This is a genomic window from Pseudoalteromonas luteoviolacea DSM 6061, from assembly GCF_001625655.1.
Lineage (GTDB): Bacteria > Pseudomonadota > Gammaproteobacteria > Enterobacterales > Alteromonadaceae > Pseudoalteromonas > Pseudoalteromonas luteoviolacea.
In genome coordinates this window covers 9,991-36,014 of sequence record NZ_AUYB01000094.1, presented here as the reverse complement: position 1 = coordinate 36,014, position 26,024 = coordinate 9,991, and the positions used below count along the sequence as shown (strand labels likewise).

3 protein-coding genes are annotated in these 26,024 nt (G+C 45.0%); all 3 read right to left on the bottom strand.

The features are described 5' to 3' along the window. Positions 1–42: 42 nt before the first annotated feature. Complete coding sequence (locus N475_RS07270) at positions 43–8,109, bottom strand: non-ribosomal peptide synthetase (RefSeq protein ID WP_063364970.1); 8,067 nt, start codon at positions 8,107–8,109, stop codon at positions 43–45. Positions 8,110–8,324: 215 nt separating this feature from the next. Beyond that, complete coding sequence (locus N475_RS07265; RefSeq protein ID WP_063364969.1) at positions 8,325–13,106, bottom strand: non-ribosomal peptide synthetase; 4,782 nt, start codon at positions 13,104–13,106, stop codon at positions 8,325–8,327. Next, positions 13,107–26,021 carry a non-ribosomal peptide synthetase gene (locus N475_RS07260; RefSeq protein WP_063364968.1) on the bottom strand — a complete coding sequence of 4,305 codons (12,915 nt, stop codon included), beginning with the start codon at positions 26,019–26,021 and terminating at the stop codon, positions 13,107–13,109. It lies immediately after the preceding gene. Between the last annotated feature and the right edge of the window lie 3 nt (positions 26,022–26,024).

Here is a 26,024-nt window from a genome sequence, read left to right as displayed (position 1 = left end):
TATGGCAATTTTTGATTAGATTCTGTTTCGCATAGTTTCGGCTTAGAACTGGAAACCCATTTCTGGAACGTGGCTATCGGATTCGTTTTCAAAAGTGTCGATATCTCCAATCAAACCATTCGGATTGTCCAAAATGTATTCAGTGACCTGACGATACTGAGTCAAAAACGCCTCGATGGTGCTGTCTTTAAACAGCTTGGTGCAGTACTCCAAGCGAATGACGTACTTGCCACCTTTCTCAAACACATCAAAGGTCAAATCAAATTTCGAGGATTTGAACTCCGGCTCATAACCGGTCACTTTGACGCCATCAAGCTCGATGGTCGGCATTTCCATTTCATGCATATCGAAGCGCACATCGAATACCGGGTTGCGCGACGGGTCTCTTGGCAACTTCAACAGGTCCACCAAACGCTCGAACTGCACCTGTTTGTTATCGAACGCTTCGATGGTGTTGCTACGCACGCTTTTAATAAAGTCGATAACTTTCAGCGACGATTTTGGCTGGTTACGCAATGCTAGGGTGTTAACGAACATACCCATGACGTTGCGCAAATCCGCGTGGTCACGACCCACCAAAGAGGTACCGATAACAATATCTTGTTCCAATGTGATCTGCTGTAAGAACACATAGGCAGAAGAGAGCAACAACATGAACACCGTCATCTCATTGTCTTGTGCCATCGCTTTGATCTTGCTCGACAGCGCCTTGTCAAAAATCATGGTCTGCTGGTCCCCTTCAAAGCTTTGAATCTCAGGACGTGGGAAATCGGTCGGCAAAGACAGGCTCGGCAACGGCTGTGCCAGAGTCTTCTGCCAGTATTTCTCTTGCGCTTTAACCTGTGGCGAATCCAGTAGACGGTTTTGCCAGTGGGCAAAGTCTTTGTACTGAATGGTCAAAGGCTCTAAGGTTTTACCGTTGTATAGCTTGCTAAACTCTTCGATAAACAGGCTGACCGAGCTACCATCTGAGATGATGTGGTTCATGTCGACAAACAGCAATGACTGCTCGGCAATACCACCTTCATCGTTAGCCAGTTTGATGATTTTGGCTCTGAGCAATGGCGCTGCCGCCAAATCAAACGGTCGCAAGAATCCGGCGAACAATGACTCGATAGTCTCACCCGCTTCCGCCTGTTGGAATTCAAGACCGAATGGAATGCTATCATGAATAGTCTGGATCAAATCGCCCTCGTTGTTGACGGAAAAGGAGGTTCTGAACGGTTCGTGACGCTCAATCAACTGTTCGAAACAAGCTTTGACCTTGTCAAAATCGAAGTTGCCTTCAACCTTGATAAGCGCAGGCATGTTGTAGGCAAAGCTGCCTTCTTTGATGCCCTGAACGATAAACATGCTCTTTTGCGAAGACGACAACTCGTAGTTTTCCTGCTTCTCTAGGGCAGGAATATCCATATAGTCGATTTTCTCCTGGCCTTCGATATAAGCACAAATGTCTCGAATGGTCGGAGTTTGGAACAAGGTCGCCAACGGCAGGTTTACCTTGAACTCTTTTTGTACTTCACCGACTAAACGAATCGCTCTAAGCGAATGTCCGCCGAGCAAAAAGAAGTCGGTATTCGGACTAATTTGAGAGGCTTCAATGCCCAGTACTTTCGACCACAACTTGGCCATTTTGATCTCGTGTTCGCTCATCGTCGAACCGTCAAACTGGCTGCTTTGAATGCGATACGCAGCGCCAAAGCTGGCCAATGCACGGTAATCGATTTTACCGCTCAGCGTAGTCGGCAGACTTTCAACCGGGCAGATAAAGCTTGGTACCATGTAGTACGGCAGGCGCTCGGCCAAATAAACCGTTAATTTCTTGCTGTCGATCGTATTTTCATCACCCTCTTTGCCGACATAGTAGGCAGCAATGTATGGGTCTTCTTTGTTCTCCATGACCACAACACACTGGTGAACACTCGGATGACCGGCCAGTTTCATTTCGATTTCACCCAGCTCAACGCGCATACCACGTAGTTTGATTTGCGAGTCTTCACGGCCTAAGAAAACGATTTCACCGTCATCGGTAAACTTGGCTAAGTCACCTGTCTTATACACAGTTTCACCGCCTTTGAATGGATGTGGCAACAACACTTTTTCGTTCATATCCGGGCGGTTGAGGTAACCACGCATCACACAGTTACCACCGATGTAAATCTCACCGGTAATGCCAGGGGCAACTTGCTCCATATTGGAGTTGAGGATCAGAATTTCAGCATCCGGACGGGCGCGGCCGATAGACATATTCGGATCGCTATCAACGCTGGTCACAGACCCTGGGGCCTCAGACCACAATGAACAAGAGGCGTAAACTGTACATTCTGTCGGACCATAGATGTTAAGGATCTTCATGTCATTATTGAGCGATTGCAGCGCTCTGACCGTGCTGGATTTAATCGGCTCGGCACCGATGAGCAACTTATTCAGCGACAATGTTTCAGTACTGGCAGCCAACAAACGATAAGAATCTTTAAGTAATGCGGCAGGGACCCAAGCTGCAGTGACCTTTTCTTTAACGATGAGTGCGGTCAAAGCTTCAATATCGGTATAATGTTGCTTCGGCGACATCACCAACGTGGCACCGAACACCCAAGGCAAGAAGACTTCACACATGTTGACGTCAAACGCTTGGGAGAGGTTAACCAAGAAACGGTCATCCGAGGTGACATCATTTTCCAGACTGATTCTGTTGGCGAAGGCAAAACTGACCAAAGAGCGGTTTTCAATTTCAACCCCTTTAGGCGTACCAGTCGAACCTGAAGTGAATAAGACGTAAGCCAGCTGGCTACCATCAGCGGCGAAACGGCCGGTATTGTCGAGGTTTTCAGTGGACAGGTGAGCAAACGCTTGACGGCCATATTGGTATTTGTTGCGTTTGCCAGCATTGGCACTATTGCTTGAAGCCGCCTGCTTGTCTACCGAGATGAGGGCGTCAAAACGGAATTCAGTCAACTCGTTTTTAAAGGTGCCTAATTTGTCGGTGAATTCGACACTGCTGAGGGCTGGTATATCCTGCAACAGATCTTCAAGGAAATGTCTTGATATATACAATTCTTCCGACAAGTCCGTTTTAGTGTTTTGCGGACGCTCGTCTATCTGTTTGTTTAGCTCGGCCATAACATGCTCAGATCGGCCGGTATCTTTGTACAACAACAAGTCTTTCAAGAATTCAGACTTAAGATCCTGATCCATCAAGTCACCCAGAAACAACAGACCTTTATCGTTAAGCTTGTCGACACAGGTGCTCAACACTTTACGCAGATAGTTCAGGCCTTCAAATGACTGGATAACACTGTTGATAATGACGATATCAAATTCCGATTCATCGACTTCAGCGATTTCATGAGCGGCTTTACTGTACAGACTGATATTGTTATGACCTTCTTGTTCACAGCGCTTTTCATTTTTCTCAATGATGACCCGTGAAATATCAGTGCCCACGTACTTGGCAACGTGTGGTGCCAAGCGATACATGGTAATACCCGAAGCACAACCGATCTCAAGGATACGGGTTTGTGGGGTCAACAAAGGCTTGAGCTTTGTAACGATATTCTCACCATACTCGTCCATTTCTTGACGCGTAAAGTCATAACCGGTATAGGTGCTACTCCAGCCACCGCCACCGATATCATCGGCAGCATTTTCACCAACGTATTCCCACAATGAACGAAGGCCTGCTGTGTTTTGCGTGTTTTCATCCAGGCTGTAAACGTCGTCATGGTCTACCAGTACAAAGCTTTCCAGACCAGCGGTATTCCACTGCAGTTTATTGAGGTTACCGACGAAATCTTTAACAGACAACACGGTGCGAACCGACGCTTGCTCGAGCAAATATTGCATACGGTCGGCAGGCAATGAAGAATCCAGGGGCATGTAAGCACCACCGGACTTCATCACCGCCAACAAGGCAATCAGGTACCAGTGTGAACGGTCGATATAAATCGCCACCAACTCTTCTCTTTGCACTTGACGTTCAGTGGTTAAGAAGTGCGCCAGCTGGTTGGCTTGCTCATTGATGGTTTTATAAGAGTAGTGAACACCTTTATGGATAACCGCGGTGTGATCCGGGTTGTTCTTGGCATGTTGCTCAAAGAACTCGCTGATAGGCGTTTCCAGCGGGAAGTTCTGCTCTGCCGAATCAGGGTTTGCACCAATGGTTTGCAACCACTGTTGTTCAAACTCAGGAGTCATCAAACGTAAGTCGCAAATGGCGCTGTCGGCCCCAGAAACCATCTGCTCAACCAGATAACGCAGGTGCGCACCAAAGCCTTCTACCGTAGTCTTTTCGAAGATCTCAGAATAGTATTCCAAAGTGAATTCGAACTGGTCGTTGCCTCTTTGACTGATAAACATGGTCAGGTCAAACTTCGACGAGCTATTGTGCTGTACTACTGGGCTGAATTTAATGCCTTCGAGGGACAGTTCCGGCATCTCGAAGTTTTGGAATACCATGGAGTAATCAAACACCGGGTTACGTGAGGTATCACGCTCATAGCCGAGTTTGTCAATCAAATCATCAAACTGGACATCTTGGTATTCGAACGCTTGAATACTGTTGGTTCTGACTTGTTGTAAGAACTGTGCAACACTTGTATTGCGGTCAAAGCGATTACGCATTGCTAACGTATTGACAAACATCCCCATGATGTCTTTCAAGCTGGCGTGGTTACGGCCTGCGATACCGGTACCGATGACAATGTCGTCTTTGTCCGAGTATTTGTGCAGAAGCACATTGAAAGCGCCAAGGAAGAACATGTAAGGGGTAATGTTTTGTTGCTCAACGAACTTGTGTACTTTGTTCGACAATTCACTGCTCATGACGAACTTCACCGTGTCGCCGGCAAAGGTCATAACAGACGGCCTTGGGCGGTCGGTCGGAATACGCAGCGTCGGAATATCGTCTTTTAACAGGTCAATCCAATACGATTCTTGTTTTTGGTAATCTTTACCATTGATCTTGTCGTTTTGCCATTGAGAAAAATCGGTGTATTGATGATTCAACGGCTCAAGATCTTTTCCTTGATAGAAAGTAATAAAATCGCGTACCAAAATGCCTACAGAAGTACCATCGGCAACAATATGATGAACGTCGGTAATCAGCAAGTGGCGCTGCTCAGACTCTTTAATCAGATACAGACGCAGCAAAGGCGCCTCGGCCAAATCAAACGGTTCGATGCACTGAGACAAGATCTGCGAGTAGTTGTCATCGCTTGGCTCACCTTCGACCTTGAAGTCGCTGATGTCTCTATAGGTGATAGGCAAAGTGTAGTCTGTGATGACTTTCTGAACGACATTACTTTGGCCTTTATCCTGGTCGCTATTGCCTCTGGACAAGTCGATAAATGCCGTACGCAATGAAGCATGACGTTCCAACAACTTGGCTAATGCCGTTTCTATTTGTTGACAGTCAACTCCACCCTCGAGCAACTGTATGCTAGGCACGTTGTAGCTGGTGCTTTGCGGCGCCATTTTGTATAAGAAATACAGACGACGTTGAGCTGGCGACAAAGGATAATGTGGTAAGTCGCCCACTAGCGGAATATCATTGTGAACGGTGCCGGTCAACTGGTCCAAATGGGCTGCCATATCGCGGATAGTGACGATGTTGAAAATATCGAACAGGTCGACTACGACATTGAGTTCTTTGTTGATCAGGTTGGCAGTCTCAGTGGCCATGATGGAATTACCACCAAGTTTGAAAAAGTCTGAATCGATACCAATCTGTTCTTCATCCAAGCCCAACAAAGGTGCCCAGATCTTACGCAAACTCGTCTCTGTTGGTGTTTGTGGCTGTGGCAGGTTAGTACGCTCAATCAAAGACTTGGGAGTCGGCAACACTTTTTTGTCAACTTTGTCATTCAAGGTCAACGGCAGCACCGGCATCACCACGAAAAATGACGGAATCATATGACTCGGTAATTGCTGTTCCAGACATTCATGCAGTTGCTTGGACAGAGCCTCATCAATGTAAGCTGACTTGTCGTTACTCTCCACTAAAGTGATGTACGCGGTTAACACTAGATTATCTTCACTACCATCTTGGGACAGCAACTGAACTGAGGTTTGACTGACCAACTTGTGTTGAGTCAACTGGCCTTCAATTTCTCCAATCTCAACCCGCATTCCGCGAATTTTGATTTGATCGTCATCACGGCCTAAAAACTCGATAACTCCACCCTTACGGTAGCGGCCGATATCACCAGTGCGATAAAGTTTTTCACCAGCATAGAATGGGTTTTCGACAAATCGCTCGGCAGTCAACTCTGGGCGGTTGAGGTATTCCAATGCTAAACCACTACCGCTGATATAAATCTCACCGTAGCAGCCTTGAGGTTGAAGTTGCATCGCGTCATTGAGAATATAAGTTTTGAAATTATCAATAGCACGACCAATAGGCACTGAATTTTCCAATGCCTCATCCTCGTTGTAAGTCCATGAGGTGGCACATACAGTAGTCTCGGTTGGGCCATAGGCATTAATGAACGTCACCTCTGATGACCAACGTTGTGCCAACGTAGTACTGCAGACAGATCCCGCGGTGATCAACAATCGTAATCCCGGCAGTTGCGCAGGTTCCAACAAGGCCAAAAATGGAGGTGGCAAGGTGGCGACATTCACTTCGTGCTTGACCATAAACTGGGCAAAAGCAGCCGTATCATTTTTCTCGTCTTGCGGATACAGACACAGCGCAGCACCAGTCAGCACGCCCATAGAGATCTCCCAAATGGAAGCATCGAATGACATGCTGGCAAACTGCAATATTCTGTCTTCGGTCTTGATACCCAAGTTATCAACGAAGTACCCGGCTAAATTGGCGACACCACAGTGAGTGATTTTAACGCCTTTCGGTTGGCCAGTAGAGCCAGAGGTATAAATAATGTAGGCCGGATGCTCTGGTGACAATTCGATAAAATCAGGCGCTTCGGTTAGCTCAAAAGCAGATAGTTTGGCAGGCGAGATATCGATCACATTGGAAAGACCCAACGCATTCTTGCTAACAACTACTTTGGCATTAGAGTCTTCAAGCATGTAGCTGATGCGGCCAACAGGCAATTCAGGGTCGATTGGCAAGTAGACGGCACCGATTTTCCACAGCGCCAAAATCATCGTGATGACTTCTGTCGATTGAGAAACCTGTACAGCTACGATATCTGACGTCTCTACTCCAGCGGCAACAAAAGCACAGGCATATTGGTTCGACAACTGATCCAATTCGATAAAACTGATTTGCTTGTCACCTTCTATAATCGCAGGTTTAACCGGGTTTGCTTCGACTTGTTGGGCAAACAATTGGCTGATGGACGAGTAACTCTCTTTGGCTGGCAATGACACGTCCAATCCCAACAGGTCGCGTAGTGCCAACTGCTGCGCTTCACCAAGCAAACCAATCTGGGCCACGAGCAGCTGATTATCGCTGATAAAGCATTGGGCGACTTGCTCGAACCAACCGAGGAATTGCTCGGCCAGCTCGGCATCGATAAACATGGAATCTTGTGCATCAACACGACAAACCACAGTTTTGGAAGATTCTTCGCCTTGCAATTCAAATGACAGAGTCAGTGCATTCTCATAATCATTTTGCAATGCAGCCAAGTCTTCATCACGATGAAGGGCATTAAAAGACGTAATAATATGGAAAGGGTTGGCGTTAACCCCGTCACATTTTAATGCAGCATCAAAAGGAAGGTGTTGATGCTGATAGGCCGACGTTATGGTTTTTTGGCTTGAGAGCAACACATCTCTCAAGGTTTGCTCTTCACTGACGTTATCGAGTAAAGGCACGCCTTTGCGACCATCGCTATCGGCTAGTTTATAGACTGGCGAGCTTAGCAACAAACGGTTATGGTCATCAGATTGCCGAGCCGCACGGAAAAGTGTTACTTTGGTGATTGCATTGAGCATTACAAATAGTGACAAATCGTTTTGCTTACAAGCCTTTAATAAACTGGCCGATAATGCACCATCGAGAACATGATGTGCGCTAATACGCTCTCCATTGCTTGCACTGTTGGTACCAAGCACCAACGCATCTGGCAAATTATCAAGCTTTTCATCCCAGTACTTCATTACATTGCTAAATTCACTGGATGTCGCTGTATTGTTCATATCCTTTCCTACATTAGATAATTTTTACCTATATCTTCGCCTTAATACCACGAGTAATCGCATTCGAAGCGAATCACTCCCCATGGCCAGATCCAGACTGGAGTCTCGATACAGGGTTTTAATATTCGAAAAAAGAGGCTAACTGAGTGTATGTAACAGCAGCTTCGACGCTAATATCTAGTCTGATACCACCAGACCGTCAGTGCTAAGTTCTGCTACCAATCAAATTCCACCTCCAGTAGTTCATTGTTTTTGGCTAAACTGTCTAGCACTCCCTGTTTCTCCTGTGCCGATACGATTTCTACGTCTGCCAGCAGCTGTTGTGGATCTTTGATAATATTGTCGATGAGTTGACCAAAATCTTTGGCGAAAGTCGCTATAGACGATTGGTCGAAAAGTTGCGTGCTGTACTCTATGGTCACGTTCAATTCACCGTCTATCAGCATGGTATTTATCAACATGTCAAACTTCGACGTTGTGTAGTTGAACTTGTAAGGTTTTGATTTTAAAGAGGAGAACTTTTCGCTCGCCTGCTCAGTATTTTGAAGAACTAGCATAATATCGAACAGCGGACTTCTGCCCGGTTCACGAGCCGCATTTAACTCATTGACTAAGCGGTTAAACGGGTAGTTTTGATGTTGATATGCCGCCAAAGTATTGCTTTTAACCTGGCTTAAAAACTGTTCAAAAGTTTGCTTCGGGATGACTGTGTTTCTCAGGGCAATAGTGTTAATAAACATCCCGATGATGTTTTCTACATCAGGGTGGCTGCGCCCTGCCACAGGTGTCCCAACGACAAACTCACTCTGGCGAGCTTTTTTAAACAGCAATACATTTAGACTGGCTAATAAGAACATGAATAAAGTGCCGCCGTGGGTCTGATTAAACGCCTCGATTTTATCAGTCAAAGAGCGACTTAAATGAAAGTCATAACTACTACCGGCATAATGGCGTTTTTGCGCTCGCACTCTGTCAGATGGTAATTCGAGCTTAGGTACTTCTTTTGCAAACTGTTGCATCCAATATTGTTTGGCAGATTCGAAGCGTTCAGAATTAAACTCACTCTCCTGCCACTTGGCAAAATCATGGTACTGAAGATTCACGGGTGCCAATTCGATGCCCTCATAGGCAGAAATGACTTCTTTGATAAACAGTGAACTGGATGTCCCGTCAAATATAATATGATGAACATCAAACATGAATACATACTTATCGACACTAAATTTCAATAAGCGTCCTCGAACCAAAGGGGCCTTTGATAAATCGAATGGTTGCAAAAAATCTTCTTTTTGCGCCAACACTTCAGCCTCACCTTCGTGTATTTCAATCACATCAATTTCAATGGTAAGATCATCCAATACCTGTTGCCTTATCTGACCATCAATACTGATAAATTGACTACGTAAAACGTCATGTCTTTTTACAACCTCATTCAACGCTTTGTTGAAACGAGGGATATCTAAAGCACCGTCAAGTTGGATAAACGTCGATATATTATAAGTAGTTTTTAAATCCTTATCGCTTTGGACCAGCATATAAAGGCTTTTTTGCGCTTCAGAAACCTGATAATCGGATTGTTTTGCCAATTCTGGGATGGCCTCAAACTTAGTTTTTTCTCCATGGGTAGCAATGTATTGCGCCAACCTGTCTATAGTCGGATTTTCAAAAACCGCCACAACCGGTACTTTTACGTCAAGTAATTCTCTGATTTGCATCAGCATTTGAGTCACACGCAGTGAGTGCCCACCAAGAGCAAAAAAGTCAGCATGAATACCAATGCTGCCCTCTGCCAGACCGAGCAGTTTGGCCCAAATTCTCACTAACACCTGTTCATTGTACGAACGTGGTGCGACATACTCACCTAACAAGGCAGTATCGTCCAATTCAGGCAGGGCTTTTTTGTCGATTTTACCATTCGGGGTTAACGGCCACTGTGACATCATTACGAAAACAGTGGGTATCATGTGTTGCGGCAAACTTGATCTAAGTGCCGTTTTAAGCTGTTTAAGCTGCTTCGGCTGCTCAGACTCAGTGGCAAATTCAACATATGCGACCAATGCAGACTCCCCAGTGGTATCTTCACGTACCATAACTAGGCTCGCGGCAACGCCTGATACTTCGTTGATCGCATGTGCAACTTCACCCGGTTCGATTCTATAACCACGCAGTTTAACTTGATCGTCAATGCGACCTATAAACTCTAATCGGCCACAAGGTAAATAACGTACCAAGTCACCGGTACGATACAACTTGGGATATTTGTTACCGGTAAGATCTGCAAATGGATTGTCAACAAACTTATTGGCCGTCAAAGTTTCATGGTTGAGGTAACCTTTTGCAACCCCAGCTCCACCAATATACAATTCTCCACAGCCACCTTTAGGCATTAAGTTTTGATGAGTATCAAGCACATACATCTGGCTGTTAGCAATCGCTTCACCGATAGTCAGCTTCCCATTGACGGTCACCTCTCCAATCGTTGCACAGACAGTGGCTTCCGTCGGGCCATAAGCATTGTAGAATCGAGTTTTGGCCGCCCACTGCAAGGCCAGTGACTCACTACAAGCCTCGCCAGCGACAATCAAACATTTCAGCGGATATTGAAGTTCAGAATTGATGTTGCGTAACAAAGCCGGTGGCAACAGAGCATGAGTAACACCTTTATCAATAATAAACTGGGCCACAGCTTCAGGAGACTGTTTTTGGTCTTCGTTACAAATGACCAGAGTAGAGCCCCCAAGCAATGCCATAATCCATTCCCATACACAGGCATCAAAACTAGATGAAGCAAACTGCAGTACCCGGCTTTGTGGGTCCAAGGGAAATGACGCCTGTTGAGCATGAGCCAGATTGACCACGCCTTGATGGCACAGCATAACCCCTTTGGGTTTTCCGGTAGAACCAGAGGTATAAATCACATAAGCCAAGTCATCAACTTTTTGTGCATAATCAAGTTCAACATTAGTTGAAGGGCAAGCTGAGATCTGCTGGACACAGCTCTCGACATCCAGTGCAATGACTTTGATATTGTCATTAATCGTCAAGTTTTCATTGAAGGTCGACAAGGTCACCAAATGTTGTAACCCTGAGTCTTCTAACATGTATTGCAAACGCTCTACTGGATAATTCGGATCCAATGGCAAATATGCCCCGCCAGCTTTGAGCACCGCCAGCACACTAACCATAAAATTATGTGAACGTTGCAGACAAATACCGACTAGAGATTGTTCACCAACGCCCAGCTTTTTTAAGTAATGGGCAAGTTGGTTAGCTTGTTCATTAAGTGTGGTGTAACTTAATTTGACAGTATGCAAATGATCGTCGAATACCAAAGCCAAACGCTCGCTCTGGCTTTCTACCTGAGCTTCAAACACCTGATGAATGAGACTTTCATCAGCATAATCCAGCGCAGTTTGGTTGCGCTCGACCAGCAAATAATGTCTTTCATCGTCAGACAAAACTGAGAGTTCTGCCAAGCACGCATTTGGCATATTAACCATCCTCTCAAGCAATCCGAATAAATGGGCATTTAAACGCTCAATGGTCTGCTGTTTAAATAAAGTTTCGTCATAAACCCATGAGATTTTGATACCTTCTCTGGTAACAGCTGCGGTGATATCAATGTCGAATTTGACCACCTGTGTCGGGTTATCCATTACGGTAAAAGATAGCCCCGGAACATCGAGCACTTTGGTTTCATTAGTGTCCAAGGTAAAGAGAATTTGGAACAATGGTGTATAAGCCATGCTGCGCGGTACATTCAATAGGTCTACCAAGCGCTCGAATGCTACCCCTTGATGAGCTTGAGCATCCAAATTTACCTGTTTGATATGGCAAAAGTAATCTGACAATGTATCGTGCGTGACTTCAGCTCGCAACGTTAAAGTATTGATAAAACACCCAATGAGCGACTCCAATTCAGCTTGGGTTCGATTGGCAACTGGTGTGCCAATCACAACATCGGTGTTATTGGAATGACGTGATAACAGCAATGCCAATGCCGCGTGCAACAGCATAAAAGGGGTAATCTTTTGTATTTTGGCTAATTGAAGTATTGCTTCACTCAATGATTTATTAATGTGCCCAGTTACCACTTTACCTTGTTGTGACTTTGTAGGACCTCGCTCATAATCAAGTGGAAGGTTATGTACTGGTGCAATACCTTCAAGCTGCTTTTGCCAATACTCTACAGAAGCTTGCATAGGAGCTTTCTCTACCTGCTCTTGTTGCCACTGAGCGTAATCGGCATACTGGATATTCAGTGGGAGTAGGTCATTATTCGTGCCATTTTGAATGGATTGATAGTGTGCTACAAACTCTTTAACCAAAACGCCCATTGACCAACCATCCGAAGCAATATGATGGATATTGAACTGCAAAATACCCTGTTGTTCACTACCCTCACCGCTCAAGTTCAGCCAACTTGCACGTACCATCAAATCCTTGCTCAAGTCAAAAGCGCGTTGATTATCTGCATGAATAAACTCAGCCACTTTTTCTTCTAAATTCTCCGAACCGCTTAAATCATGACGAGCCAACTTAAAATCAAACTCTGGAAGGATGATTTGTACAGGCCCGGTTTCCTTTTCGGCGAATACAGTGCGCAAAGTTTCGTGACGTTCAATAATTTCGCCAACTGCCCGTTCAGCCACTGCAGGGTCAAATGCCCCTTTTACTCGCAGAGTAACCGGAATATTGTATTGCACGCTGTCACCATCTGCCATATTGTCGACAAACCATAAACGCTGTTGGGCGTCAGACAATACAATAGCTTCGCTACGTGGCATTCGCTTGATACTTTCATATGTACTCACTTCGTTGACAAAATGCTGTTGCTCTGTCAGAAAAGCCAGTAATTGTTGCTTGTTAGTTCGGATTAAATTGGCCAACTCAACAGTAACGGCACCTCTGGGCGCGTCAACCACAAGTTTATCTCCTGAGGTGCTGAGCAATATTTTGTTTTTGTGCAATAGCAGAATGACTTCTAAGGCTTTCATCTAAAACTCCATCCTTTCAATATCTGCATCATCGGCGTTGTCAATGAGACTTGTCAGCGATGAGCTTGATTGACAATATTCAACCAACTTTGCCATTGAGTGGATTGTGGGATTTAAGTAGGTTTGTTGTATATCCAATTTGACATTGGTTTGTTGTCTAATGGCACTGAGCAATCGCACCAATAACAGCGAGTGTCCGCCAATATCGAAGAAATTCTCAGTCACACTTATCTTTTCGACATCAACCTTCAACAGATCAGCCCAAATAGCCAATAACATACGTTCTGTATCCGTCGAAGGCGCGACGTATTCGACCATGCAGGTTTGGTCATCAACACCCGGTAAGGCACTTTTATCTATTTTCCCAGCACCGGTCAGTGGCCATTTTTCAACCATGACAAATGCCGACGGAATCATATAATCCGGCAATTGCCCTTGAAGTTGATGTTTAATGTCCGCTATCAACTCATTACCTATTTCTTGTTGTCCAAGCACATATGCAACAAGGCGCTTTTCACCATGCTCGTCCTCACGTACCAATACCAATGCCGAATCAACGCCTTTACAGGCTCCCAGACGGTGTGTTATTTCGCCCGGCTCAATGCGAAAACCACGTATCTTCACCTGTTCATCCATGCGTCCGACAAAAATCAAATTGCCGTCTTCGTCATAGCGCACCAAATCACCGGTGCGATACAACCGACCTCCACCAAACGGATTCTTGATAAACTTTTCATCAGTCAATTGCGGACGATTTAAGTAACCCGGTGTTACACCTGCACCGCCAAGACACAATTCACCTACACAGCCCTTCGGCTGTAGGTTTTGCTGGGCATCCAAAACGTAAGCTTGGGTATTAGCTATCGGTCTACCAATATGAAGCGTATCCCCCAGCAAACCAAAGGTACTGTTAATGGTCGTTTCAGTAGGACCATAAGCATTGATCACCCGGCATTGATTGAGCTTGCTATACATTTGTAATTTGGAAAAGATCGGCGCTGAAATCTGCTCACCGCTTGAGATCAGATGCGGGTAACACTTTTCGGTGCTTTGTAACTGGTCAATCACCATGTCCAACATAAACGGATTAGCGTTATAAACTTCAATGTTATGCTGCTCAATCATTGCAACAATCGCTTCAGGATCTTTACTTTGCATCGCAGAGGCTATAATGACGGGACGTCCCATCAGTAAGTACACCAGACCTTTGACCGACGCATCGAAGGCAAATGAGCTCGTCCAAGCCCAAGGAGACTTATCACTAACACCTAACGCCTCCAGCTGCTCAGAGAATGATGCGTAGAAAGCCACCACGTTAGTATGCTCAACCAACACCCCTTTTGGCTGGCCAGTAGAGCCGGAGGTATAAATTACGTATGCTAAACCAGCAGTGTCATGTTCAGGGTTAGTCACTGGGTATTCGCTCTTATCAGCGGCCAAGTCGGTCAGAACGATATCGTCACTTAGGCCCAATTCGCCTAATTGACCCGATTCAGTCAATATATGCATAAGGCTGCTATCTTGTATAATGTACGCCAAGCGGCTCCGCGGATAAGCTGGATCTAACGGCACATAGGCACCACCGGCTTTGAGGATAGCCAAAATACCGACCACCATCGACATGGAACGTTCAACACAAATTCCTACTAAGGTGCCTTTACCTACTCCCTGAGCTTTGAGGCAATGAGCCACCTGATTAGCCTGCTGGTTTAACTGACTAAAAGTTAGCGATTGCTCTTCAAACAACAGTGCTGTGGTATTCGGTATACGCTGCGCCTGCGCTTCAAATAGTTGATGAATTGAGCTATTAACCGGATACTCCAGCTTAGTTTGATTGAGATCTTTTACGAGATGATTGATTTGTTCTGCAGACAACATCTCTAGGTCACTAATAGCTCGTTCGCTATCTTCACCAATCGATGTAAGTATTCGCTCAAAATGATCTTTCAATATTTCCACGGTTCCATGATTAAACAACGCCGTATCGTAAATCCAATCTAGTTCAATACCATGCGCTGTAACTCGAACAGTGACATTCATATCAAACTTGGCAACAACTTCCGTGGCTTGTGGCGTAATAGTCAATCCGGGTATTGCCAATGGCATTGCTTCTGTAGTGTCCATATTTAGCATAATTTGGAACAATGGCGTATGAGCAGTACTGCGAGGCGCTTTACAGTGCTCGACCAATTGCTCAAACATCACATCTTGATTGGCTTGGGCTTCAAGATTGACTTGTTTGACATGAGACAGATAGTCGTCGAATGTAAACTGGGACTCGCTTTGCCCACACTGAGTACGCAATACCAAAGTATTGATAAAACAGCCAATCAGTGGTGCTAACTCTTGCTGCATTCGATTAGCCACTGGTGTTCCGACGACAATATCATTGCTGTTGGAATGACGTGACAAGACTATTCCTAATGCGCTATGTAATAGCATAAAAAGAGTGACGTTCTTACGCTTTGCCAGTTGTTGCAATCGCTCAGTAAAAGTCACATCAAGATGGCCATTGACTACTTTGGCCTTATGAGATTTAACCTGAGGCCTAGCATAATCTAGTGGCAAGCTGTGAACGACTGGCAAGTCGACAAGCTGAGCACGCCAATACTCCAGTTGTTGAGCCAAAGCGTCTGATTGCATCCAAATCCGTTGCCAATAAGCATAATCAGTGTACTGGATTTGTAACGGCCGCAAAGGGTCAGCCTCGCCTGACAAAATCACGGGGTAAAGCGCTGTAAATTCTTTAACTAAGACTCCCATAGACCAACCGTCACTGGCAATATGGTGCATATTGAACACCAAAATACCTTTCTGACTTTGATTATTTTCCCCTTGCGTAGTAAGACGCAAATACGACGCCCGCAGCATCAAATCTTCACTGAGGTCAAATATTCGTTCGTTGTCTGCATGAATTATTTCTGCCGCTTCTGCCTCAGTATCGACACCATGCATGGTGGCCAAATCATAAAAGCTAAGGCTAAATTCACCAGCTGGACGGATCTTCTGCTGCGGCCCATCATCCCCCTCGACATAAACTGTACGCAACACTTCGTGGCGGGCAATAATACGGCCAATTGCCTGTTCAGCCACCACAAGGTTAAACTCCCCTTCAACTCGCAACACCACTGGCATATTATACTCGTTACTACCATTGGCCATCTGGTCGATAAACCATAACCTTTGTTGTGCAAAGGAAACCGGATGCGCTTCGTTGTCTCTTGTCACAGCAGTCACCTCAGGTCTTAGCGGTACTGGTATGCCTGCATCGATAACTGCCGCGACCTGACGGATATCCGGGGTGTCAAAAATCACTTTTACTGGTAATTCCTGACCGAGTTGGCTCCGAATCTTCGCGACCATATTTACCGCCAGCAACGAGTGGCCGCCCAGTTCAAAGAAACTGTCAATGGTACTGATACGCTCTGAAGGAAGCTTCAATAGTTCAGACCAAATATCTACTAAGGCTTGCTCTGTTTCAGTTTGTGGCTTAATTACCTGAGCAGATACTGTGTAGTCATCTGGTGCAGGTAAAGCCTTTTTGTTGATCTTGCCGTTAGGCGTTAATGGCCATTGCTCAACAACTACAAAAGCTGACGGCACCATATAATCTGGCAAACTGCCCTTTAGTGCTTGTTTTGCCTTAGCAACCACACTATCTTGGTCAACCTCATCCTCAACTTCGATATAGCCCACTAAGTTTTGATGATTAAGGGAATCTTCACGCACCAATACGATAGAAGCGGCTACTCCATCACAGCTCGACAAATGATGTTCGATTTCGCCCAGTTCAACTCTGAAGCCTCGGATCTTGACTTGATCATCAATTCGACCAACAAACAGCAGCTGACCATCGTCCTGGTAACGCACCAAGTCGCCAGTGCGATAAAGCAATTCTTGCTTGGCATCATCACCAATTGAGCGGGTAATAAATTTCTCAGCCGACAACTCAACCTTGCCTAGGTAGCCAGCACCAACACCAAGACCTGCAATACACAATTCACCAATAGAGCCTTTAGGTACAAGACTTTGCTGCCGGTCCAATACATACAAACGAACATTCGCATTAGGTTTGCCTATCGGGGTAGAACGATGTTCAGCCCAATACGATTCGGTCAGTTCAAACTGACAGGCGATATCAGTACACTCTGTCGGACCATACATATTGATAAGTGCAGGCTTTTGGCCTTGATAATCAGCCCATTGCTGCACCCATGCCGATTCAATCGGCTCACCACCGAGCAATATATATTTCAAGCTAGTGCCAAACTCATCCCATGATGTTCCATCATCGCTCAAGCCATAAGCAGCACTAGGTGCACAGTTTATATGGCTGATTTGATTCTGTTTGATAATTTTTCGATACAACACTGCGTCGTAATGACCTGCCGGAGCCAAGCACACTGAACCACCACTTATGAGCGGAGTAAACAAGTTTTTCTGGGTCAAATCAAATGCCATTGAACTGATGATAAGCGTACGGCTTTGCAGATCAAAGGCGTACGTCTCGCTATACCAATGCAATAGATTGATCATATTACGATGCCTGACCTGAGCTCCTTTTGGTTGACCGGTAGAACCAGAAGTATAAATCATGTAGGCAAGAGAATTCGGCGTCAGTTCGTCAACTACCGGTGCATCGGCACTATATTCAACAACTGTTTCCTCAATGGTATCTATGGTCAAGCATTGAACGTTTTTATGATTAAATCGCGCTTGCAAATGCGACTGGGTCAGCACAATATCAACTTTGCTGTCCTCGAGCATATAATCCAATCTAGACGCTGGATAATCAGGGTCAAACGGTACATACGCTCCACCTGCTTTGTGAATAGCTAAAAGCGCAACCATAGATTCGAGTGAGCGCTCTACACAAATACCCACCAAAGAGTCCGGTTTTACCCCCAACTCAATGAGGTAATGGGCCAAGCAATTGGCCTTTTTGTCCAGTTCGATATAACTCAGCTGCTGAGCACCATAGCCTTCATCAAATAGTACTGCCACTGCATTTGGATTTCTCGCCACTTCAGCCTCAAACAGCTTGTGTGCCAAGGTCTCTTGGTTATATGCCACTTCGGTTTCATTGCAATCACTGAGCAAATACTGCTGCTCTGTTGCCGATAGCATCGGTAAATTAGCCAAATCGATATCGCCACCTTGGCTTAGTTGACTGATGGCTTTTACTACACACACCAAATGACTATTGAGCTGCTCAACGTATTCTGCACTTAATAGTGCAGTGTCATATGTCCACAGCAGTTGTATTTCATCGGCAACGATCTGTGCGCTCAGTTGAAGGTCAAACTTGGCAACAGTCTCTGTATTAGCCATCAGGCTAAAGGACACATCGGGCAAGCTCAAAGGCACCACTTCGTTTGTATTCATATCGAACATAATTTGAAACAATGGCGTATGGGCACTGCTGCGCGGCGTATTACAGTGCTCCACCAACTGTTCAAACGGCACGTCTTGGTTGGCCTGAGCATCGAGGTTTACTTGTTTGACATGAGCCAGATAATCTCTGAAACGATGATGTTCTGTGCTGGTTCTGAGCACCAAACTATTAATAAAACAACCAATCAACGGTGCCAACTCAGCTCGCAACCGGTTTGCCACTGGGGTACCAATCACAATATCTTGGGAGTTCGAGTGCCGTGACAACACCAACGCTAGAGCGCTATGGAGTACCATAAATGGTGTCGCCTGATGGGCCACTGCCAGCTGCTGCAAACGCTTACCAACTATTTTGTCAATAGTTCCATAATGAACTTTACCAATAAATTGCTTAGTCTGTGGCCGTGGATAATCCAGTGGAAAAGTATGCACCGATGGGATGCCGTCCAATTGCTTGGACCAATAATTCAGTTGGCCAGCGAATTGTGAGCCTGCCATCTCATTGGCCTGCCAGCGAGCATAATCGGCATATTGAATAGCCAAAGGCGGCAACGGATCTGCCTGACCAGCCAATACTGCTTGGTACTGGATAACGAACTCTTCGACCAAAATTTTCATCGACCAGCCATCGGCAGCTATGTGGTGCATATTAAGCACTAACATGCCCTTTTCTTCAGGCAGCTTTACATAAGCTGCTCGCACCATTAAATCTTGGCACAAATCAAAGGCCTTTCGGTTGTCTGCCAAGATAATATCGCAAGCTTTTTTATCAGCCTTTTCGCTGCTAAAAGCCGTTAAATCATAAATACCAAGATTAAATTGCACATCACTTTGTACTTTTTGTAATGGCCCATTGACGCCTTCAACCAGGACTGTGCGCAAAATTTCGTGACGAGCTAAAATACGCCCAATAGCCTGCTCTGCAGCTTGGGGTTCAAACGCACCACTCACCTTTAACACTATCGGCATATTATATTCAGTGCTGCCGCCAGCCAGTTTGTCGACAAACCAAAGCCTTTGCTGGGCAAAAGAAGTCTCCATTTTTTGGTCTGGTTGCCGAGGAATTGCAAGCAACGTACTCTGTTCAGAAACTCCAGCACTTTGTTCAATATATAGCGCTAAACTTTTAATGGTTGGATGCTCGAAAATCACGTTGACCGCAATCTCGCATGAAAGCTCAGCACGTACTTTTGCCACCATTTGTACTGCCAATAGTGAATGACCACCGAGCTCAAAAAAGTTACTCGTAACACTAAGAACATTAACATCCAACTCTAACAAGCCAGCCAAAATCTTCACTAGAGTTCTTTCAACATCAGTGCTCGGCGCACAATATTCGCCCTGTAATGATGTCATATCCGGCTGGGGTAGAGCATTTTTATCAATTTTGCCATTGACCGTCTGCGGAAAGTCAGCCAAAAGCACAAATGCCGAAGGCATCATGTACTCTGCCAACGTAGATTGTAAATTGGCCTTTAGGCGGCTTACCAAGTTAGACTCATCCACACCTAATGCTGGTACAACATAAGCGACCAGCCGCTTAAACCCTGAGACGTCCGGTAACGCTAATACTAGGCAAGCATTAACCTCTTCACAGGTCGCCAAGCGGTTTTCAATTTCACCCAGTTCAATACGGAAACCACGAATCTTTACTTGATTATCTGCGCGGCCGACAAACGAGATATGGCCATCCGGCAGGTAGCGCACGAAGTCACCTGTTTGATATAAACGGCCCTCGCCGTATGGGTTGTCTATAAACCGTTTGGCAGTCAATTGCGGCTGGTTCAAATAACCTTGTGCTAGACCATCACCACCAATATAAAGCTCACCGGTAGCCCCAAACGGCACCAAGTTCTTATGCTGGTCTAAAATCAGCAGTTGGCTGTTGTTCACGGGCTTTCCGATAGGTGCAAACATATCCGACGAATGAGCTTCAGTCACGTCGACTTTGTATAAACTGCTACAAATTGTGGCTTCCGAAGGGCCATAACCATTGATGATATTAATGCCAGGAATATTGTTATGGATACTATGCAAATCACTGAGTAATATAGGCTCAACACCAACCAGTAAACGACGCAGGACCGAGGCTTTACTTCGCCCTGTTTGTCCCCAAGCCACAAAGTCTTTGATCACAAATGGCGGCAAATAGGCACTGCTGATCTGTTGCGCTTGCATATATTCAAACAGTGCGGTGCTATCAAGACGAATATCGTCGTCAATCACATGCAAAGTGTGTCCAAAAAGCAAGCAACTCATCAGCTCGTAGACCGATACGTCGAAACTCAAACTGGTCCACAACAATCCGTTAGCAGGCTGTGATAGCGGCGCCAATGACTCAATATGAGTCAACAGGTTCAGCACCGAATGACCATAGCAGGCAACTCCTTTGGGCCGCCCAGTCGAGCCAGATGTGTATATCACATAAGCAATATTCGATATATCCTGACCCGGCAAACGCGTTAGGTTGTTAGTTGAATAGTCAGCCAAAGTGGCATGCATACTATCAAGCGCCATCAACTGAACTTTGGGAATTCGCTCAAATACTGGCAGTAAACTCAAGTGGGTCACAACATGACCCACTTGAGCATCGTCAAGCATATGTTGTAAACGCGCTTCTGGATATGCCGTATCAAGGGCGACATAAGCACCACCAGCCTTTAGGATGGCCATGATAGCCACCAACATATCGGTACAGCGCTCAAAACAAACCCCTACGGTCATTTGCGGCTTAACTCCCTGCTCGCGAAGATAATTTGCGAGTTGATTGGCCGCTTGATTAAGCTCGTTATAGCTCAGTTGCGCTGCATCGGGTGTAGCGCTAACCACTGCCAGCGCGTTCGGTGTCAACTGCACTTGTGCTTCAAATACTTCATGGAGTAGTCTATCTCGTGGGTAAGCAGAAACAGTCTGATTTAATTGGTTTACTAAATAGTCACTTTGCTTGCTTGACAACATTGCCAAAGAAGCCAACTTAGTACAGCCAGCAGTGGTTGAAAAACGCTGAGCAATGTCTCTTAACAATAACTTTAAGTGACCACTCATCGTATTGATGGTTTCCCGGCTAAACAATGCCTTATCATAAACCCAGCTAAATTCAATTCCTTGCCCTGTCAATTTAGCGCTGATATCAAGGTCAAATTTGGCAGTCACAGAACCGCCTTCGATAGGGATGAACTTCACACCCTGCAAAGCTAAATCGGCCAGGTCCTCATCTTCAACGGTAAAGGTGATTTGAAACAGCGGGCTATGTTGAGTACTGCGAGGCACCTTGCAATAATCGACCAATTGCTCAAACGGCACATCTTGATGGCTTTGCGCTGCTAAATTGACGTCCCTAACATGCGCCAAGTATTGCGCTAAAGTCATATGATTGGTATCGACACGCAACACTATTGTATTGACGAAAAAACCAATGAGTGAAGCCAATTCGGCCTGATTCCGATTGGCCACAGGCGTCCCGATAACAATATCGCTGCTATTACTGTGACGGGACAGCACCAAAGCGAGCGCACCATGCAATAGCATAAATGGCGTCATGCTGCTCTGCTGGGCAACTTTTAGCAATCTGTTCATTGTTTGCAAGTCAATCACCGAGCTAAGCTTATCCCCATTATGGGTCTTGATTGCCGGGCGGTCGTGATCAAGAGGTAAATTGTGTACCGCTGGCATTTCTGCCAGCTGCTCGCTCCAATATTCTAATTGCTTTTCTAGCACCTCTTCAGCCAACCATTGCCTTTGCCAGTAGGCATAGTCGCCGTATTGAATATCTAAATCAGGCAACGAGTCAGGGCGATCTTGGCTGATATCTTGATAAGCAGTGACAAACTCTTTCAGTAGTAAACCGATCGACCAACCGTCTGAAGCAATATGATGCACACTGAACAGTAACCTATTTTGTCCTGACAACATCACGTACGCAGCTCTAACCATCAAATCTTGGCTTAGATCAAAAGGTTTTTGACTGTCTTGCTTTATCAATTCATTGGCTTTTTGCTGCTGCAGCACAGAGTCATAACTGCGCAAGTCATAGCGGTCAATAGAAAACCCTTTGGCAGGTCGAATGGCTTGCACGCACTGGTTGTTTTTTACGCTAAAAATGGTTCGCAAACTTTCATGGCGATTGATAATACGAACCATTGCTTGCTCAGCCACATCAACATCAAACTTACCATCGAGTATAAACGCCACTGACATATTGTATTGTCCGTGGTCATCCCCAAGCTGATTGAGAAACCACAAACGTTGCTGTGCAAACGATAATGGCAAATCTTGATTGTCGCGATTAACCGCACTTACAGCCGGCCTCTCACTGGGTTTGTCATTCGCTCCATCATTGATTTTGGCACCAATCGCCTTAATAGTCTCCAATTCAAAAATATCTTTGACCTGTAACTCGAAGCCCAATCGTTTACGTACATCGGCCACTAACCTCACAGCAGACAGCGAGTGACCGTGCAATTCGAAGAAACTGCTAGTCACACTGATTTCACTTTTCTCTAATGCCAACACTTCGGCCCAACTTTCGAGTAACACCTGTTCGGTTTCAGTCGAAGGTTCTATATACTCTTTTTGCAATTGTACCTTCGCGGGCAAAGGTAAGGCTTTTTTATCGACTTTACCATTGGCAGTTAGTGGCCACTCGGTGATAAAGACAAATGTTCTGGGCACCATATATTCGGGCAAAGAGCACAGCAAATAGTCCTTGAGTCTATCATCCAAATGACTGATATTGCTCCCCTCTTGCGGGATGACATAAGCGACCAAATATTTTCCACCACGGCTGTCTGGCTGGACAATTAACAAGCAGGCTTTAACAGCACTATTGGTGGACAACTGGCTTTCGATTTCTGAAAGCTCGACTCTAAAACCGCGGATTTTCACTTGATCGTCAAGACGGCCTAAAATATCAATTACGCCATTGGGCAAAACGCGGGCAGCATCGCGGGTTAGATAAACTTTCGGCTCATCGACAAAATCAGGTTTAACAAAAAACTGCTCGGTTAACGTCGAATTGTTTAAGTATCCACTGGCCAATGCGTCACCACCAAGGCAAATTTCACCGGGGATCATCGGCGGTTGAACATGACCATGACGGTCAAGCACGTAGGCTTTAGAATTACTAAGTGCCTTGCCGATTACTACATGTTCAACTTCTTCCATTAAATCAACAGTGGCATAAATGGTCGCTTCGGTAGGACCATACAAATTCAAGATCTGACAATTTGGGCCAAAGTATTCCCGAGCTTGGCGGTAAGTTTCCAGCGGTAAAGGCTCACCTGCCAGTACCAGCTTTTGGAGGTTCTGATGTGGATTCTTACTCTCAGTTTCCACGAGCATCATACTTAAACGAGTCGGCGTCGCTTGGAACAATGTAATGTCTTGAGAATTGAGTAAACCAACAATCTCCTTTCCTTCACGAGCGTTTTCTTTACCTGCAATAATGACTTGTGCACCATTAAGTAACGGCACCAAGGTTTCACCAAAGAAGATATCGAATGCTACACCGGTTAACGACAGGACCGAATCGCTGGGTTCAATCTCTAACAGTTCTGTATAGGCTTGATAAAAAGTGCTGAACGCTCCTTGCGAGATCATTACCCCTTTGGGTACGCCAGAAGATCCGGAGGTATAAATTACGTATAACAAATCGCTGTGCGCTATAGCTCGGCTAGGGTTACACACCACCTGTGTTGGGTCAAAAGCCAATTGATCCAAGGCAATGATAGGCGTAACGCAGTTTTCAAACTCAGAGAAATGCTTGCTGTTGCCCAACAGAAGATCTGAACCGCTTTCGGCCAAAATGGTTAGTATCCGCTGATTTGGAGTGCTAGTATCAATAGGTAAATAGGTAGCACCTAATTTCATTATCGCCAACATGGAAACAAACAAGTTGAGTGAGGGTTCCATCAATACAGCAACAATATAAGGTTTGTTTTTGACCTGCACAGCTGCGCTAAATTGCGTTTGCAACAAAGCTGCTAATTGATTCGCCCGATTGTTTAATGTGGCATAATCGATATGTTGTTCGCCATATTTAAGCGCCACTAGATGTGGATTGCTTGTCACTTGAGATTCAAAAACCTCAATGACTGGGCGTTCATAAGCATATTTTTGGTAGCTTTCGTTTGTCGCTTCAAGTAAATCTTTGCGCTGTTCGGCACTCATTAACGAAACACTTTGAATTGGCATGTCGACATTGGCTAACACCAGTCGCAACAAGTGTTCAAAGTGTTGTATTAATTGCCTAACTAAAGCAGACTCAAAGTCACTGCCTGCGTAGTTAAACTCAACTATATACTCGTTAAACAACTGCACACACACCGACATAGGGTAATTGTTCTGTTCCCAGCTGCTATACGAATCTAACGTCAGACCTGTCTGAGCTAAGATCTCATCTTTGGGCAACGGATAGTTTTCAACGACAAATAAGGTATCGAACAGTTCACTTTGATGATTTATATCACTATCGCCTATAAGATTGGCTAGTGATACATTCGGATGGTTAAAACACTGATTAAGATTGCATTGCACCGCAGAAAAATATTCTTTTAAACTAATATTTTCACCGTAATTGAATCGGATGGGTAAAGTCTGTATCGCTATACCGACTACTTCTGCAGCACTTTGCAAAGTTGGCGGACGATGGGAAATAGCAGTACCAAAGCGAATATCGTCAGTATTATAATAACTTCGTAGCAATAACCCCCAAATACCATACATCAAAGTTGACACTGTGAGCCCATGTGCCCGAGCAAATTGGTCCACAGCCGACTTGTTCAAAGTCAAATGCACTTTTTGTAATGCAGGCTCCTGGTTAGAAGAAGTAACATGGTTTTCTGGCGCTTTTTTAATCGGAAAACAATTACTAGGAGTAATACCATTGAGGTAATTCAGCCAAAATTGGCTATCGGTATTTTTTTTCAACTCAGCTAGTTGATGCTTTCTAAATTGCTCCAAGCTAGGCTTAGTTATATGAGGGTAGTGCTGTCTGCTCTTAATATATCTATATAAACTAAATAGCTCTTTGAGCAAAACACTGTTGCTCCAACCATCTAGTATTATATGATGATTAGTGATCACCAACTGATATTGTTCATGATCTGTTTTCAACAATGCAACCCGAAAAGCACCCTGTTCCAAATCAAACGTATTTTTCCGATCTGCTTCGATATAAGCTAACGCATCTGAGTATGCTGTTGATGAGCAAAAAGTTGATACTTGGGTATAATCAATATAAGTGAATGGGTCAGCAACTGACTTAAGTACTATTTGGACTGGCTTTTTTACCTGTTTCCACCTAAACACACTACGTAGTGTTTCATTGCCATCCACTAAAACCTTAATCGCACGTTGAAAGTCATTGATGGAAATCGGCCCAGATAGAGTCAAATGCAATTGTGCGCAATACATACAGCTATCTTGTGCTGTCACGTACTCATATAAGATACCTTCTTGAGCTGGTGTTAAACCCAATAATGTATCAACATTTCCTTTGATAAAATAATTTCCTGCTCTCACAAG

Bases quoted from the DNA above. Each gene is read 5' to 3' on its own strand.
- N475_RS07270 (WP_063364970.1), bottom strand. From the start codon at position 8,109: ATGAACAATACAGCGACATCCAGTGAATTTAGCAATGTAATGAAGTAC.
- N475_RS07265 (WP_063364969.1), bottom strand. From the start codon at position 13,106: ATGAAAGCCTTAGAAGTCATTCTGCTATTGCACAAAAACAAAATATTG.